The sequence below is a fragment of the Pseudomonas sp. O39 genome (assembly GCF_045447295.1).
GTDB lineage: Bacteria > Pseudomonadota > Gammaproteobacteria > Pseudomonadales > Pseudomonadaceae > Aquipseudomonas > Aquipseudomonas antarctica_A.
In genome coordinates this window covers 87,888-103,571 of record NZ_JBJGXV010000017.1, presented here as the reverse complement: position 1 = coordinate 103,571, position 15,684 = coordinate 87,888, and the positions used below count along the sequence as shown (strand labels likewise).

The 15,684-nt window shown below is 59.3% G+C and carries 10 protein-coding genes and 1 pseudogene; 5 read left to right on the top strand and 6 right to left on the bottom strand.

Features of this window, described 5'->3' with window-relative positions; all coding sequences use genetic code 11:
* Positions 1-221 precede the first annotated feature (221 nt).
* Positions 222-2,231, bottom strand: a complete 2,010-nt coding sequence (locus ACI77D_RS20560) for a hypothetical protein (protein WP_407017376.1) — start codon at positions 2,229-2,231, stop codon at positions 222-224.
* Between the two features lie 201 nt (positions 2,232-2,432).
* Positions 2,433-4,406: a hypothetical protein gene (locus tag ACI77D_RS20555; protein ID WP_407017375.1), complete on the bottom strand. Its 1,974-nt coding sequence runs from the start codon at positions 4,404-4,406 to the stop codon at positions 2,433-2,435.
* A 235-nt stretch (positions 4,407-4,641) separates the two neighbouring features.
* On the opposite strand from ACI77D_RS20555, the gene ACI77D_RS20550 reads away from it, so the two are divergent.
* From ACI77D_RS20550 to ACI77D_RS20530, 5 genes are all read left to right on the top strand, one after another.
* Positions 4,642-5,700 carry a LacI family DNA-binding transcriptional regulator gene (locus ACI77D_RS20550; protein ID WP_407017374.1) on the top strand — a complete coding sequence of 353 codons (1,059 nt, stop codon included), beginning with the start codon at positions 4,642-4,644 and terminating at the stop codon, positions 5,698-5,700.
* Between the two features lie 87 nt (positions 5,701-5,787).
* Positions 5,788-6,570, top strand: coding sequence for a sugar phosphate isomerase/epimerase family protein (locus ACI77D_RS20545; RefSeq protein WP_407017373.1), 783 nt, complete (start codon positions 5,788-5,790; stop codon positions 6,568-6,570).
* Positions 6,563-7,504 carry a sugar kinase gene (locus ACI77D_RS20540; RefSeq protein WP_064452144.1) on the top strand — a complete coding sequence of 314 codons (942 nt, stop codon included), beginning with the start codon at positions 6,563-6,565 and terminating at the stop codon, positions 7,502-7,504. Before ACI77D_RS20545 ends, ACI77D_RS20540 begins: the two co-directional genes overlap by 8 nt.
* A 45-nt stretch (positions 7,505-7,549) precedes the next feature.
* Positions 7,550-8,848, top strand: a complete 1,299-nt coding sequence (locus tag ACI77D_RS20535) for an MFS transporter (protein ID WP_064452143.1) — start codon at positions 7,550-7,552, stop codon at positions 8,846-8,848.
* Positions 8,845-9,822: an NAD(P)-dependent oxidoreductase gene (locus ACI77D_RS20530; protein WP_064452142.1), complete on the top strand. Its 978-nt coding sequence runs from the start codon at positions 8,845-8,847 to the stop codon at positions 9,820-9,822. The genes ACI77D_RS20535 and ACI77D_RS20530 overlap by 4 nt, the downstream gene beginning before the upstream one ends.
* Before the next feature lie 492 nt (positions 9,823-10,314).
* Here ACI77D_RS20530 and ACI77D_RS20525 read toward each other — a convergent pair whose 3' ends face one another.
* The 4 genes and pseudogenes from ACI77D_RS20525 to ACI77D_RS20510 form a co-directional block, all read right to left on the bottom strand.
* On the bottom strand, positions 10,315-12,018 hold the full coding sequence (locus ACI77D_RS20525; protein WP_262667742.1) for an AMP-binding protein: 1,704 nt from the start codon (positions 12,016-12,018) through the stop codon (positions 10,315-10,317).
* 31 nt (positions 12,019-12,049) lie between these two features.
* Positions 12,050-13,348: an acetyl-CoA C-acetyltransferase gene (locus tag ACI77D_RS20520; protein WP_407017372.1), complete on the bottom strand. Its 1,299-nt coding sequence runs from the start codon at positions 13,346-13,348 to the stop codon at positions 12,050-12,052.
* Positions 13,345-14,257, bottom strand: a pseudogene (locus tag ACI77D_RS20515) (MaoC/PaaZ C-terminal domain-containing protein). Before ACI77D_RS20515 ends, ACI77D_RS20520 begins: the two are co-directional and overlap by 4 nt.
* A 3-nt stretch (positions 14,258-14,260) precedes the next feature.
* Complete coding sequence (locus ACI77D_RS20510) at positions 14,261-15,604, bottom strand: 3-oxoacyl-ACP reductase (protein WP_407017371.1); 1,344 nt, start codon at positions 15,602-15,604, stop codon at positions 14,261-14,263.
* Between the last annotated feature and the right edge of the window lie 80 nt (positions 15,605-15,684).

Genomic DNA, 15,684 nt, shown 5'->3' with positions numbered 1-15,684 from the left:
AAGCCTACGAAAACGGTTTGGCTGGTCTATAAAAAGCGAGCCTAACCTCTGAGGCACACAGACTAAGGAGTAAAAGCCCGACATTCTGTAGGAACAATCCCTTAAGTCCTTGGTAAAAACCTGTGTCTCAAGTGGCTGATTAACAGAAAAAAGTCAGTGACTTGCGTCCCCCTCCAAAAGAGGGAGACGTAGTCATACCGACTGCTTACCTACGTGGTGCCCTAAGGGTTTGTTACCAGGACAAAATCACAATATGTGTTCGCCAACGTTGTGCGCCCGGTGATGGTGTTATTGCCGCGCCCGCTGACGTTGCCTACGAGTGGTGCGATGCTGGTCACCTGTACGAGCCCCGATCGAAGCGGCCTGAGGAATGAGAACGGTACGGGGAACGTAAAGCCACTGGCTCTAACCTGAGGTGTAATAAGCTCTTCGAGGATTATGAAAGCGTCTGCCGTGGGTGACGTAATCCGGACAACCAACTGCAGCATCTGATTCAACACAAACCTCTGGTCCCCAGGCACGAAAATCCGGCCGTCATAATTAGCAGGGTTTACTTGCGGCCTTGGCCCCATCGAATCACAGGTCCAAACCCTTTTACCGACTGGGCCCTTCGCATTGACAAACTCAGGCGGTTCCAGGGAAACCATCACAGCGTCTGTCACAGTAATCTCTGTATCCGGCGCTCTATTCATGTTGTCGGTGGGCGCCGGCGTTGCCGAGGACGCGATAAAATAGTGAATGTTCTGAACACCATTAAACTTGATTAAACCTGAGTCCCATTGGATATCAAAACTGACCGTGTCACCCGGCAATTGATTGGTGATTTCATAAGGAGGCAACACTGCAATGCCATCGCTGCCTACAACGTGGATCCACTGATTGGGTCCGGGTATGTCCTCGGCCGTCCACAATACAATCTCCACGGTAATAGGTTTATTGGCATGCTCGGCTGTCAACTCATCCGCCACCAGCGAACCTTGGCCATATATATGCGCTGGATTCAAATTGGGGTTCCGGCTTCCAGGCTCGCCTGGGTTTTCCGGGCCCGGTACACTCAAGTCGACCTTGACGATCTTAGGAGGAGAATCGGTAATTGCGCCGTTTTGATTTACCCGAAATTGCATGGGGGTCGGCACAGGCCCCCTCTGCTTTCCGTATTCGATCTTTAGCAAATCGTTAAGTACTGTTCCCGAGATGACCACCGGTAAGGTGGTGAACGTAGCAGATAACGAAGTCCACGGTTGTGAGCCCACCTTCCACTGAATTTTATCCAGATTAAACTGCGGGTCCGTGTAGGTCCCCTGGAACTCGATACGTGCCAAATAGTCCGCAATATTGAGCAGATCATCGACACTGCCCCCTACCGGTGCCGGTGCCAACGGAATGAAAATATCCAGTTGCGTGGGCGTCGGCAACAGCGACACATTGAAGCGATTAACGATCGATGGCCGGCTGACGTTCCCCGCAGCGTCGGTGCAGGTGTAGAAGTAATACCAGACACCGCTGCCGGTGATAAAACGGGCAGGCACGGTAAATGTGTTGCCGGTTTGCAGCGCCAGCGTCGTCCCTACCACAAACGCAGCCAGTGGAACCGTATCTTGGCTCCAGTAATGTGTGTAGGTATCGCCGAGTGCCCATTGCCCGGCCGGATACGGGTAGGTATTGTTGGCAAGGTTGAAGGGTGCCCCCCCGTCATTGTTAATAATAGCCTGTGTCAGCGGCTGCGCCGGATCCCCAGTCCCTGTGTAAGTTGAGACAGGGGGTTGAACGCTATTTATCTGACTGGACCAGGGAGCAAACCGGTCAACCGTGAAATTCCCGGACGTTGAAAAGTTAAACTCTTCCTGCGGTCTTGCTACGTCATTCTCATCGTAATCATTCACAAACACCCTGTACTGGAACTGATACCGACCGTCCCTTATCCCTCCATCGTTTATTTCTGACTGAGTAAAAGGGACGGTCACATCAAGCGTGGCGTCTGTCGACGTTATTTCAAATTGGGCAGGGCCATACCGCGTTACCCAATTGGGCAACGGCTGGGAGAGGTCTTGCATGAGTATTTCGATCCAGTCATCGCTCAGCGTTTCACTCCCCAATTCACACCTCAGCGTGGAGGGCAGCTTGGCGGCTTCTGCTGAAATAAGGCCCGTCGCAGGATTGAGTGCGCCCAAGACCTCAGGTGCACGCAGCGTGGGCCCAGCGGCAAGTATGGCGGCAACTTTTGCAGACACAGGGGTGCTCATATATATTCTCCATCTTCATTTGATATGAATGCCGAACAAACACAGACAGTCAACGTGCATTAATGCCCTGCTGACCCTTTAGAGCGTTACTTCTTTCCGCGCCCGCCAATACAATTATTAGAGACGAAGAAGTTCGTGATGAAGAGTGCCTATCGCCCTCTCCACCGCAACCTTATAAAACAGCCGTTCTTATTTTTCCCCAGGCCCTACACCGTTCGGCCCGCAGTATTTACCCGTGCTGTACTTACGATCAATCGGCACGTAGGCGGCTGCTGATGTCCCTTGTAAGATACCCTCACGGAATACACTGTAACGAGCGGCTCCCCCTGCATAGTCACTCAATGGCCTGATCAGCGCTTCGTAAGGCTCAATGATATATTCATGCGTCGTATCGCCCGCCACCCAAACATATTCAAAGGTGTCGGCGGTTGCAGGAAGCGGATTGCGATCCGGGTAGTTTAGATAGCCCTGCCATGACAACACGACCTGGTCTCCCGGTTGCAGAACATTCGGTGCGGGGTTGACCACCACTTTAATGCCTTCCCACACTTTCGCATCACACGCCAACCATTTATGAGGGTGTGGCGCCGTCTGGGGAAAGCTGGGTTTGGGGTAACTGATGGGCGGAGTAAGACTGACAAAAACCGTTTGATCAGGCGATAACTGTTGGTTCACACCATTATCGGTCTGGTAACTCACAAGCGTGTTCGCATTACTGCCGCCGGCCTGAATCACCTGCCAATCAATTCGATTGTCAAAGTCGACGATCTTCCCGCCGACGTCACCCGGCTTAACCAGATAAGTCGCGACCGGTGTCGCCTGGCCTGGCCAGAAAAGCAAGGCGCGCTCACCCTGCACCGGGTTGTCGAACAAGGTAAACGACGCTCTCACCGGCTGGTTGGCATCACTGCTGTCCAGACGGTTGGGAATCTGGGAGACCGCGCCATGGATGTTAACCAGAGCCAATTGACGGTTCAGCAGCGCAGGCGCCTGAGGGTTTTCCTGGCCTGCAATCGTCATGTCCACAGTGACCCGTTTCACTGGGGAGCTGATGCCTGGGCCCACCGTATCGCCTGCGCGGAGAATGGCGTAGCGCACGGGCAAGTTAATGATTCGGCGCAGGTTCGCGCCTTTGGCGATCAACACGCTCCACTCCACGCTGACCGAGAATGGCAACGCGCTGACTGGCACCGGCGGCAGCTTAATACCGTCCCACTCGACCACACACTGATCATCTGCCAACAGGTTGTCGTAGTGACGCACCCTGACCGAGACAATACGACGTGCGTCCTCCCGATTAACCAGCAAATCGGAATCATACGCCGGCACTTCAGGTACCGACAGGTTGGCAGGCGGGGCATTCAACTGCAGGCCGGTACTCGCAACGAATGAGTATTGAGCAGAGATATTCCCCGCACGGTCACGCAGACGATAAAAGAAATACAGCAGGGGCGCGCCGGCAAACTTGCGAATCTCCGCCATCGGAATATTCACACGCATAGGGCCACTCACAGCAGCAAATGATTGCTCATGGATGGCCGGGCGTGTAGGCAGTGTGTCTCGGTCACTTAAATAACATAAAACCGTGTCGAACGCTTTTCGATCAAGGTAATCGCCGGGCACGTCGACCTCAGCCGTGGCATTGCTTGAATCGTACTCTGTAATAGGATCGAGTAGAAACCTGGCGGCGTTAAGCACTTGGCCGCCGCCCGGCGCAACTCTGTCGATAATAATTGTCCTGTCGGACGAAACTTCAAAAACCTCGCTGTCAACAAACAAGTTATTAACACGGTAAGAAACACGCACCTTCGCACTGTTGAGAAAATAAGCCTGAGGTATCGTTACCTCAACAGGAAAATCATCCGCGGTAATAGGCCCTACCAACTCAATCGGTTCAAGATCAAACGCGACGCTGCCCTCGACGTGCCATATGAAGGTCACAAAGTCGCTCTCGCCGAGTTGGGGCAAAAATTGCCAAGGCTTGGTTAACTTAACGACCAAATCGTCAAATAGATATTTTATTAGAATTAATCCATCGGGCTCTACGTTGCTTATGTCAGGTGCAGGCAATGTCGGAACAGTCGCCACCCCGGCAGCCTCAGCAGCGGCAAAACCTGCGGCATTTTCTTTGTTGATAGCATCATCTGCTGAACTGTTGCCCATGGTGTTCTCCGACGCATGTGTGAATGGCTATTACCAACTACGTTAGACAGGATTGAATACTTAACGCTGCTGTTCGGATACTGTCAGAACTAACAGGTAGCGCCGCCACTCGTCGGGCCGAGCCACCGGCTGATTGCACATTTGCACTGAAATACACTTGACGTACTTTCGTCGTTGAGGTCTCCTGAAACCGGTTTCAAAGCTCCACAACCTCCAATAAGAAAGGCCTGCAACCGTGACTTCTTTTTCCGCCGCCCAGCGCAGCCGCGTGACCATGCTCGACGTCGCCGAGCGCGCCGGTGTGTCCAAAGCCAGCGTCTCGCGCTTTATCGGTGATGACCGCGCCTTGCTCTCCGACGCCATTGCTCTGCGCATCGAACAGGCGATCAGCGAACTCGGCTACCGCCCTAACCAAATGGCGCGGGGCTTGAAACGTGGGCGCACTCGCCTGATCGGCATGCTGGTGGCCGATATCCGCAACCCCTATTCCATTGCCGTGATGCACGGCGTCGAAACCGCCTGCCGCCAACACGGCTACAGCCTGGTGGTGTGCAACACCGACCGCGATGACGAGCAGGAGCGCCAGCATCTGGCAGCATTGCGTTCGTACAACATCGAAGGGTTGATCGTGAACACCCTTGGCCATCACCTCGACCAGTTGCTGGAGTTGCAACAGGAAATGCCGCTGGTGCTGGTCGACCGCAAGGTCGAGCCGCTGCACAGCGACATGGTGGGTTTGGATAACTTCGCGGCGGTACGCATCGCCGTGGAGCATCTCGAACAGCAGGGTTATCGCGATGTGTTGCTAGTGAGCGAAGCCGCCGATGGCACCAGTTCCCGACTGGAACGCCAGACCAGTTTCAAGGCAGAGATTGCCAGCCGCCCAGGGTTGACCGGCGCCGTGCTGGAACTCGATGGCGAGCTGGAAAATCGTCTGCAGGCCTTTCTTGCCAAACCCGGCCCCAAAGCCTTGTTCTGCGCCAACGGTATCGCCACGCTGGCCTGTACCCGCGCGCTCAAGTCTTTAGGCTGCAACCTGTTTAATGAGGTCGGCCTGATCGCCCTGGATGACCTGGACTGGTACCCGCTGGTAGGCAACGGCATCACCGCCCTCGCCCAGCCGACCGAAGCGATAGGCGCGAGCGCCTTCGACTGCCTGCTCAAACGCCTGCGTGGCGATGACGCACCGACGCGCACCCTGGACTTTTTGCCGCAACTGATCATTCGCGGCTCAACTCAACCCCCTGTGGGCGCTGGCTTGCCTGCGATCGCGGGTTCTCAGCCGAAGCAGTAATCGACTGATTCACCGCCATCGCAGGCAAGCCAGCTCCCACCCCTGTTTTGTGTATAAAAATGAAACCGGTTTCAGAGGTAAACAACAATGCATAAGTACCCCGTCTCCATCAGCCTTTCCAGCTACGGCGCTGATCTGGTACGCCAGCAGGGCCAATTGAGTTTTGTCTCGTTGCTCAATGCTGCCGGCGCCCAGCGCATCGAATGGCGTGAAGAATTGCTGACCACCGAACAACCCGCCGTCCTCGCCCAGGCAGCCGCTGAGCATGGCCTGGAATCGGTGTTTTCGTCGCCGCTGGAACTCTGGGTCGCCGGGCGCGCCCAGCCGAATGCCGAACTCGCCGCCATCCTGGACCGCGCGCAGGCATTCGGCGCACGCTGGCTGAAAGTCTCCCTCGGTTACTTCACCGACACCAACGACCTGCAAAGCCTGCACGCCCTGCTCAACCGCCACCCGGTCCAATTGCTGGTGGAAAACGACCAGACCCTGCACGGCGGGCGCATCGAGCCGATGCAACGGTTCTTTACCGAGGTTGAACGCCTGGGTGTACCGGTCAAAATGACCTTCGACATCGGCAACTGGCAGTGGCAAGACCAATCCGCCCTCACCGCCGCACGCCTGCTGGGCCGGCACGTGGATTACCTGCACTGCAAGGCCGTGGCGCGTCGCCAGGACGGCAAGCTGGTGGCCTTGCCGCCCAGCGCCACCGACCTGCATCTGTGGGAACAACTGCTCAAGCATATGACTCAAGGTATTACCCGGGCCGTGGAATTCCCGTTGCAAGGTGATGACTTGACCGCAGTTACCGCGCAACAGGTCGCCGCCCTCGCCCTCCTTGGCCAGCCCCGTGCGGAGAATGCCCATGTCTGAGATCGATATCCTGTCGTTTGGTGAAACCATGGCGATGTTTGTCGCCGAACAGACCGGCGACCTGGCCGAGGTGGCCCAGTTCCACAAACGCATTGCCGGGGCCGACAGCAATGTGGCTATTGGTCTGTCGCGCCTGGGTTTCAATGTCGCCTGGCTGAGCCGGGTAGGGGCTGATTCCCTCGGCCGGTTTGTCATCGACACCCTGCAAAAAGAAGGCCTGGATTGTCGCCATGTGGCGGTCGATCCGCTGCACCCCACCGGTTTTCAGTTCAAATCCCGCGAAGAGACTGGCGCAGACCCTCAAGTGGAATATTTCCGCAAAGGCTCGGCCGCCAGTCATTTGTCGATTGCCGACATTCGTCCCGCCCTCCTGCAAGCGCGGCACCTGCATGCCACCGGTATTCCGCCGGCCTTGTCCGAGGCCACCCGCGAGCTGTCCGTGACGCTGATGACGCAGATGCGCAAGGCCGGGCGCAGCGTGTCATTCGACCCGAACCTGCGCCCGTCTCTGTGGGCCAATCAGCAGCAGATGATTCGCCAGATAAACGCCCTCGCAAGCCTGGCTGACTGGGTCTTGCCCGGCTTGAGCGAAGGCCGCTTGCTCACCGGCTTCGACGACCCGGCCGACATCGCCGCCTTCTACCTCGACCAGGGTGCCGAAGCCGTGGCCATCAAGCTTGGGCCGGATGGTGCCTACTACCGCACCCAGATGGACCAGGGCTTCGTCGCCGCCGTGCCGGTGGAAAAAGTCGTGGACACCGTCGGCGCCGGTGATGGTTTTGCCGTCGGCATGATCAGCGCCTTGCTCGACAACCTCAGCTTCCCCGAGGCCGTACAGCGCGGCAACTGGATCGGCAGCCGCGCCGTGCAAAGCCGCGGAGATATGGAAGGCCTGCCCACCCGTGCGGAGTTACCCACTCGATCCATTGCATGACCCACACCCTGTTGCCACAACTACAACAAGCTCAGGAGCAACCCCATGGACACCTTGAAACTCGCCACCCGCCGCTGGTGGTACATCATGCCCATCGTCTTTATCACCTACAGCCTGGCGTACCTGGACCGCGCCAACTACGGCTTCGCCGCCGCCTCCGGAATGGCCGAAGACTTGATGATCACCCCCGGCATGTCGTCGCTGCTGGGGGCGCTGTTCTTTCTCGGCTACTTTTTTTTCCAGGTACCGGGGGCTATCTACGCGCAGAAACGCAGCGTTAAAAAGCTGATTTTCGTCAGCCTGATCCTGTGGGGCGGCCTGGCCACCCTGACCGGCGTGGTGTCCAACGCCTATATGTTGATCGCGATTCGCTTCATGCTTGGGGTGGTGGAAGCGGCGGTGATGCCGGCGATGCTGGTCTACCTGTGTCACTGGTTTACCCGTGCCGAACGCTCGCGGGCCAACACGTTCCTGATCCTCGGCAACCCGGTGACCATGCTTTGGATGTCGGTGGTGTCGGGCTATCTGGTGCAGCATTTCAGTTGGCGCTGGATGTTTATCGTTGAAGGCCTGCCGGCGGTGATCTGGGCGTTTATCTGGTGGCGCCTGGCTGACGAACGGCCCAAGGATGCCAAGTGGCTGAGCGACGCACAAAAGCAGGACTTGGAAACGGCCCTGGCTGCCGAGCAAGTCGGCATCAAGGCGGTGAAAAACTACGCCGAAGCCTTTCGCTCGCCCAAGGTGATCATCCTGGCCCTGCAGTTTTTCTGCTGGAGCATCGGCGTGTACGGCTTTGTGCTGTGGCTGCCATCGATTCTCAAGGCCGGTTTGCAGATGGACATGGTCGAAGCGGGCTGGCTGTCCGCGCTGCCTTACCTGGCAGCCGTCATCGGTATGCTCGCGGTGTCCTGGGGCTCGGACAAGCTGCAAAAACGTAAACGTTTTGTGTGGCCGCCGTTGCTGATTGCGTCCATCGCTTTCTACGCGTCCTACGCCCTGGGCGCCGAGCACTTCTGGTGGTCCTACACCCTGTTGGTGATCGCCGGGGCCTGCATGTATGCGCCTTATGGCCCGTTCTTCGCCATTGTCCCGGAGATCCTGCCGGCCAACGTTGCCGGTGGCGCCATGGCGCTGATCAACAGCATGGGCGCGCTCGGCTCGTTCGGTGGTTCGTACCTGGTGGGTTACCTCAATAGCAGCACCGGTTCGCCCGGCGCCTCCTACCTGCTGATGAGCGGCGCATTGATGTTCGCGGTGGTGCTGACGATTTTCCTCAAGCCCGGCGCCAGCGACCGTAAACGCGCGCCGTCGCCTACTTTTGATTTGAAGGTTAAAACCCGATGAAGAAATCTGTCGTTTTATACAAAAAACTCTCGGCGCCATTGATGGCCCGCCTGCACGAGCACGCCGACGTCACGTTGATCGACGCGCTGGACGAACCCGGCCTGGCCAAACTGCGTGACGCCCTGCCCAGCGCCCACGGCCTGCTGGGTGCCAGCCTGCGCCTGGACGCCACGCTGCTCGATCTGGCGCCCAAACTGGAAGCGGTGGCCAGCGTCTCGGTCGGTGTCGACAACTACGACATCGACTACCTGACCCAACGAGGCATTCTGCTCAGCAACACCCCGGACGTACTCACCGAAACCACGGCGGACACCGGCTTTGCGCTGATCCTGGCCACTGCCCGCCGCGTGGTCGAACTCGCCGATATGGTGCGCGCCGGCCAATGGAACAAGAACATCGGCCCCTCGCATTTCGGCAGCGACGTGCACGGCAAGACCCTGGGCATTATCGGCATGGGCCGCATCGGTGAAGCCCTGGCCCAACGCGGGCATTTCGGTTTCGGCATGCCGGTGATCTACCACAGCCACTCGCCCAAGCCGCTGGTAGAAGAGCGCTTCGGCGCGCAGTATCGCAGCCTGGTGGCGTTGCTCAAGGAGGCCGACTTTGTCTGCCTGACACTGCCGCTCACGGCTGAAACCGAGAAATTGATTGGCGCTGAGGAATTTGCACAGATGGGCCCCGAGACGATTTTTATCAATATTTCTCGGGGCAAAGTCGTCGATGAAGCCGCGCTGGTCGAGGCACTGCAGCAACGCACGATTCGGGCGGCGGGGCTGGATGTGTTTGAGCGTGAGCCGCTGAATCACGACTCGCCGTTGTTGCGCTTGAATAACGTGGTGGCCACGCCGCATATCGGTTCGGCGACCCACGAAACGCGGGAAGCGATGGCACGCTGTGCGGTGGATAATCTGCTGGCGGCATTGTCGGGTGAACGGCCGAAAAACCTGGTGAATCCGGCGGCCTGGAAACCCTGAATCCCGAGCGCTGAACAGCTCCCACAGAAAAGCAGAGCACTGCGGTGCTGGCAGCTAAACTCGGTCAAAATTGTGGGAGCGGGCTTGCTCGCGAATGCGGTGGGTAAGGCAGCTTATTTGTAACTGACCCTACCGCATTCGCGAGCAAGTCGAATCGTCGCACCGCCGCTCCCACATTTGGAACTCATTTCCTCAGGTAGAAGTGGTGTTGCCCTGCTTCTGCCCTGCTTTTGCTTCAACCACTCAGGTCGTCTACCAGGCCGCCGTGCTCTGCTTTTGATTTTTATCTGACAGGCCCTGTTAATCACATTTTGAACTCAGTACATCAGGCAGAGGGTATGCGACTCTTCAGGCTGTACTCGGTCAATGTGGGAGCTGGCTTGTCGGACCGCCGAACCGCTGCGATGGCATCAATTGGGTATGCCTGATGTACCGAGTTGCCGGCATCGCAGGCAAGCCAGCTCCCACATTTAGATCATCAACGCTTTCCAATCAGCGCAACGCCCGGCGCAATACTTTGCCGACGGTCGTCTTGGGCAACTCGTTGCTGCGAAACTCCACATACCGCGGCACCTTGTACCCCGTCAGGTATTCCCGGCAATGGGCAAGTATCTGTTCCTGAGTAAGGTTCGGGTCTTTGCGCACCACAATGATCTTCACCTTCTCCCCTGTCACAGCATCCTCAACACCGATTGCCGCCACCTCGCCCACGCCTGGGTGCAGCGCCACCACGTCTTCGATTTCATTGGGGTACACGTTGAAACCCGAGACCAGGATCATGTCTTTTTTGCGGTCGACCAGGCGAATATAGCCACGCTCGTCCATCACGCCGATATCACCGGTCGACAACCACCCTTCGGCATCCAGCACCTCGGCGGTTTCCTTCGGGCGTTTCCAGTAGCCCTGCATCACCTGCGGGCCGCGCACTTGCAGTTCGCCCTGCTCACCGATGTCGGCCAGCTCGCCATCTTCACGAATAAAGCGCACCCAGGTCGACGGCAACGGCACGCCGATGCTGCCGGTGAACTCCATCTCGCGCATGCGTGAAATGTCGATGGGGCTGATGCTCACCACCGGCGAGCACTCGGTCAGCCCATAACCCTCGACGATCGGCAGCCCGGTGACTTCCTTCCAACGCTTGGCCACCGCCGTGTGCGTGGCCATGCCGCCAGCAATCACCATGCGCAAATCCGAGAAGTCCCGCGCGCAGAATGCCTTGTTCTCCAGCAAGCCGTTAAACAGCGTGTTGACCCCGGCAATCCCATTGAAGCGCTCCTTGCGCAGGATCATCTGCACCCGCTTCACGTCCCGAGGGTTGGCGATCAAGATGTTGCGCCCGCCCAGGCACATGAACATCAGGCAGTTCACCGTGAGCGAAAAGATGTGGTACAGCGGCAGCAAGGTGACGTTGGTTTCCTGTTTGTGCTGATCGAGCTGATCACCGACCCAGGCCTTGGCTTGCAGCAGGTTGGCGATGATATTGCGGTGGCTGAGCATCACGCCCTTGGCGTCCCCCGTGGTGCCGCCGGTGTATTGCAAAAAGGCCAGCTCATCGAGGCCCATGGCGACCGGAAAGTGATGCTGCGCCCGCCCCTGTTTCAGCGCCTGGTTGAAGCGTACCGAGCCTGGCAGATTAAAGACGGGCACCTGCTTTTGCACACGGCGCAGGATGAAGTTCATCGCTGCCCCCTTGAAGGTGCCCAGCAAATCGCCGATGGCCGCCACCACCACGCGCTTGACCTTGCTGCCGGCCACCACCTTTTCGAGGGTGTGGGCGAAATTTTCGAAGATCACCACGGTTTCAGCGCCGCTGTCCTTGAGCAGATGCTTGAGCTCATGGGAGGTGTACAGCGGGTTAACGTTCACCACCACCGCACCGGCCAGGATCGTGCCCAGCAGGCAAATCGGGTACTGCAAGCAGTTGGGCATCATCAGCGCCACGCGGTCGCCCTTTTTCACGCCCTGGCCCTGCAGCCACGCGGCAAACGCAATGCCTTGCACTTGCCAGTCGGCATAAGTCATTTCGGTACCGATGCTGACGTAGGCAACCCGCTCGCGAAATTTCTCCAGGTGTTCCAGGAACACTTCGCGCAACGACGGGTAGGCCTCGATACCGGCCTCAATGTCCGCCGGGACGCCGGGCAGGTAAGCGTTCAACCAGATCCGTTCAGTGCGTTCCAGGCTTACAGCGTTCATGGCAGTCTCCTTGTTGTTGTTTTTGATAGCGCTACTTTTCGACGATGGCGGTGATGCCCAGCCCGCCCGCCGCACAGATCGAAATCAAGCCGCGTCCGCCGCCGTTTTCGTGAATGGTCTTGGCCAGTGCCGCCAGTTGTCGCCCACCGGTTGCGGCGAACGGGTGACCACAGCCGAGGGAGCCGCCGTTGACGTTCATCTTGCTGCGTTCGATAGCGCCCAGCGGGGCATCCAAGCCGAGTCGCTCGCGGCAATAATCGGCGTCCTCCCAAGCCTTGAGGGTGCACAGTACCTGGGCGGCAAAGGCTTCGTGGATCTCGAAGAAATCAAAGTCGGCAACGCTCAGGCCTTCGCGCTTGAGCATGCGTGGTACCGCATAGGCCGGCGCCATTAACAGGCCTTCGGTACCGTCGACAAAATTCACCGCTGCCGTCTCGCCGGTGCGCAGGTAGGCCAGCACCGGTAAGCCCTGTTCAGCGGCCCAGGCTTCACTGGCCAACAGCACCACCGACGCGCCATCGGTCAACGGCGTGGAGTTGCCTGCCGTGAGGGTGCCATTTTGGCGGTCGTAGGCAGGAGCCAGGCCCGTGAGTTTTTCCAGGCTGGCATCGGCGCGCAGGTTGTTGTCGCGAGTCAGGCCGCGATGAGGGCTGATCAGGTCATCGAAAAAGCCGCGTTGGTAGGCAGCCTCCAGGCGCTGGTGACTGGTCAGGGTCAGCTCATCCTGGGCCAGGCGTTTGATCTGCCAGCGCTTGGCCATTGCTTCACAGTGTTCGCCCATGGACAGGCCGGTGCGCGGTTCGCCATTGCGCGGCAGCAACGGCTTGAAAAACATCGACGGACGCACCTTCAGTAACGCCTTCAACTTGTCGCCCATACCCTTGGCCCGATTGGCCGCCAGCAAGGTGTGGCGCAAGGCTTCGTTGATGCCGATGGGCGCGTCGGAGGTGGTGTCGGCCCCACCGGCAATGCCCACTTCGATCTGGCCCAGGGCGATTTTATTCGCCACCAGCAAGGCAGCTTCCAGGCCGGTGCCGCAGGCTTGCTGCACGTCGTACGCGGGTGTTTCGGGTGACAGCGTAGTGGAGAGCAGCGATTCACGCGCCAGGTTGAAGTCCCGCGAGTGCTTGATCACCGCGCCAGCGGCAAACTCGCCCAGGCGCTGGCCGTGCAGGTTGTAGCGGTCCACCAGGCCTTGCAAGGCGGCGACCAGCAAGTCCTGATTGCTGTCGTGGGCATACACGGTGTTCGAGCGGGCAAAGGGGATACGGTTGCCACCGATGATCGCCACGCGGCGGGTCGGGGCCGGGTTGAAGCTGTAGTCATTCATTGATGGCGCTCTTCAAAATTGGGCTGCCAAATAAAAAGCCCACGCATATGGGGTTTGTCGCCCGCGACATTGCGCACTTCGAACTCACGCCGTGGGCCGGTTACAGGGCGGTTCCACAGGGCGACCTGACCGGGCAGGAAGATGGGCAACTTGAAGTCACAATGGGCTTGCGCCTGATCCAGGCCGCCCGGCGGTTGCTGGGCGGCCAACGCGCGGCCCAGGGTCCACATGCCATGAGCGATGGCACGGCGAAAGCCAAAGATTCTGGCGCCGATCAGCGAGGTATGAATCGGGTTGAAGTCTCCCGAAACCTTGGCAAATCGTCGGCCCAGATCGGCAGGCAACACCCAGCGCTGGGTGCGTAACAGGCCCTCTTCCTGCAATGCCAGCACGTCGTCCCACGGTTCGCCCACCGGGTTATTCACGTCACGGCGCAAGTACAGGCTGTCGCTCTCCCACACCAGCCTGTCCGCGCCGTAAGCCCGGGTGGCAATGCTCAGCGCCTGGCCCTTGGGATGCGCCACCCAGCGCTCGCAAAACACCTCAAGGCGCAAGGCCTGACCTTCCTGCAAGCGTTGGTGCTGACGAATACGATTAGCCAGATGCACCATGCCGCTGGCCGGGTATGGGAAGCTGGGCCGAGTCAGCAGCATCAGGTGCAATGGGAACGCCAGCACGTGTGGATAGGACAGCGGCACGCCCTGCTCGCGCCGGAAACCACACGCGCGGCCATACGCGGCCATACGCGGCAATGCCGCTGGCCGACAGCTGCGCCGCCGAGCGCACCAGAAGCGCCGTGGGCAAGGGTGGCGCACCGTCGAGCTTGGGTTTACGCAGCGCGCGCACGCCGTCCAGCAACAACTGAGTGCGCGACGGCGGCGGGTCGATAATCTGCGTCACGTAGTCCATTCCTCAGGCTCCCAGCAGGCTTTGGCCGCACACGCGTACGACTTGGCCGTTAACCCCGCCGGATGCAGGGTGCGCCAGCCAGGCGATGGTCTCGGCCACGTCGATGGGCTGTCCGCCCTGGGACAGTGAGTTCATGCGCCGCCCCGCCTCGCGAATCATCAGCGGGATTTTTGCGGTCATCTGGGTTTCGATAAACCCGGGCGCCACCGCATTCACCGTGACCTGCTGCGCCGCCGCCAGCGGTGCAAGGCTCTGCACCAGGCCAATCACCCCGGCCTTGGAGGTGGCGTAGTTGCTTTGCCCCAGGTTGCCGGCGATGCCGGAAATCGACGACACACACACAATCCGCCCACCGGGGTTCAGCCCCTGGCCGCTGAGCAATGCCGTGCTCAACTGCAACGGCGCTTCGAGGTTGACCGCCAGCACACTGCGCCAGGCGGCTTCGGTCATCTTGGCGATGGTCTTGTCGCGCGTGATGCCGGCGTTATGGACCACCACGTCAAAGGCACCGTATTGGCTGACATGCGCCTGCAACAGCGAGGCCGCATCCGCTGCGGTGATGTCCAGCGGCAAGGCTGAGCCGTTCACACTGCTGGCGGCTTGCAGCAGCGCGTCCTGGGCCTGGGGCACATCCACGCAGACCACGTGGGCGCCATCGCGGGCCAGCACCTGGGCGATCGCCAAACCGATGCCACGGGAAGCGCCGGTTACCAGGGCGCGCCGACCCGCGAAGGGTTTGTCCCAGTTGACGGCAACGTTGCCGTCCACCGGCGTTTCCAGGCGCACCACTTGCCCCGACACATAGGCCGAACGGCGCGACAGGAAGAACCGCAGGCTGCTGTCCAGCGCGTCTTCGGCACCCGGCGCCACATAAATCAATTGCACGGTAATTGCCCGGCGCAGCTCCTTGGCCAACGAACGTACCAGGCCTTCGAGGGCACGTTGGGCGATGGCCTGGGGCAAGTCCTGGCAATGTTCCGGCGCCGTGCCGAGCACCACCACGCGGCCGTGGTGGCCAAGGCGTTTGGCATTGGCGTGGAAGAACACGTAAAGCTCGTCGAGCTGCTGCAAATCGAGCACGCCACTGGCGTCGAACACGGCGCCCTGCACCTTGACGGTGGACGGCGCCTTGGGCGTCGCCGGGGTGGCGGCGACCGTGTCCGTGGCGGCGAAAATCGCGTGTACCCGCGCGCAAAGCCGCCCTGCCCCGGCGACAATCACCGGGTTGACCAGGCCGTGTTGGCCACTGCGGTGACGTTGCAACGGCAAGGGTTGCGGCAGGCCGATGGCCTGGGCCAGGCGGCGGCCCCAGGGGGAATTGACGAAGGATAGGTAGCTGTCACTCATAGATAGATCCACTTACAACGCTGCGTTGCCATGTAAACCCGATCAAATGTGGGAGCTGGCTTGCCTGCGATGGCGGTGTG

What these genes read in the sequence shown, in the direction of transcription:
- ACI77D_RS20545 (WP_407017373.1), top strand. Translation starts at nt 5,788, where the DNA reads ATGCATAAGTACCCCGTCTCCATCAGCCTTTCCAGCTACGGCGCTGAT.
- ACI77D_RS20520 (WP_407017372.1), bottom strand. Translation starts at nt 13,348, where the DNA reads ATGAATGACTACAGCTTCAACCCGGCCCCGACCCGCCGCGTGGCGATC.
- ACI77D_RS20530 (WP_064452142.1), top strand. Translation starts at nt 8,845, where the DNA reads ATGAAGAAATCTGTCGTTTTATACAAAAAACTCTCGGCGCCATTGATG.
- ACI77D_RS20555 (WP_407017375.1), bottom strand. Translation starts at nt 4,406, where the DNA reads ATGGGCAACAGTTCAGCAGATGATGCTATCAACAAAGAAAATGCCGCA.
- ACI77D_RS20535 (WP_064452143.1), top strand. Translation starts at nt 7,550, where the DNA reads ATGGACACCTTGAAACTCGCCACCCGCCGCTGGTGGTACATCATGCCC.
- ACI77D_RS20525 (WP_262667742.1), bottom strand. Translation starts at nt 12,018, where the DNA reads ATGAACGCTGTAAGCCTGGAACGCACTGAACGGATCTGGTTGAACGCT.
- ACI77D_RS20510 (WP_407017371.1), bottom strand. Translation starts at nt 15,604, where the DNA reads ATGAGTGACAGCTACCTATCCTTCGTCAATTCCCCCTGGGGCCGCCGC.
- ACI77D_RS20540 (WP_064452144.1), top strand. Translation starts at nt 6,563, where the DNA reads ATGTCTGAGATCGATATCCTGTCGTTTGGTGAAACCATGGCGATGTTT.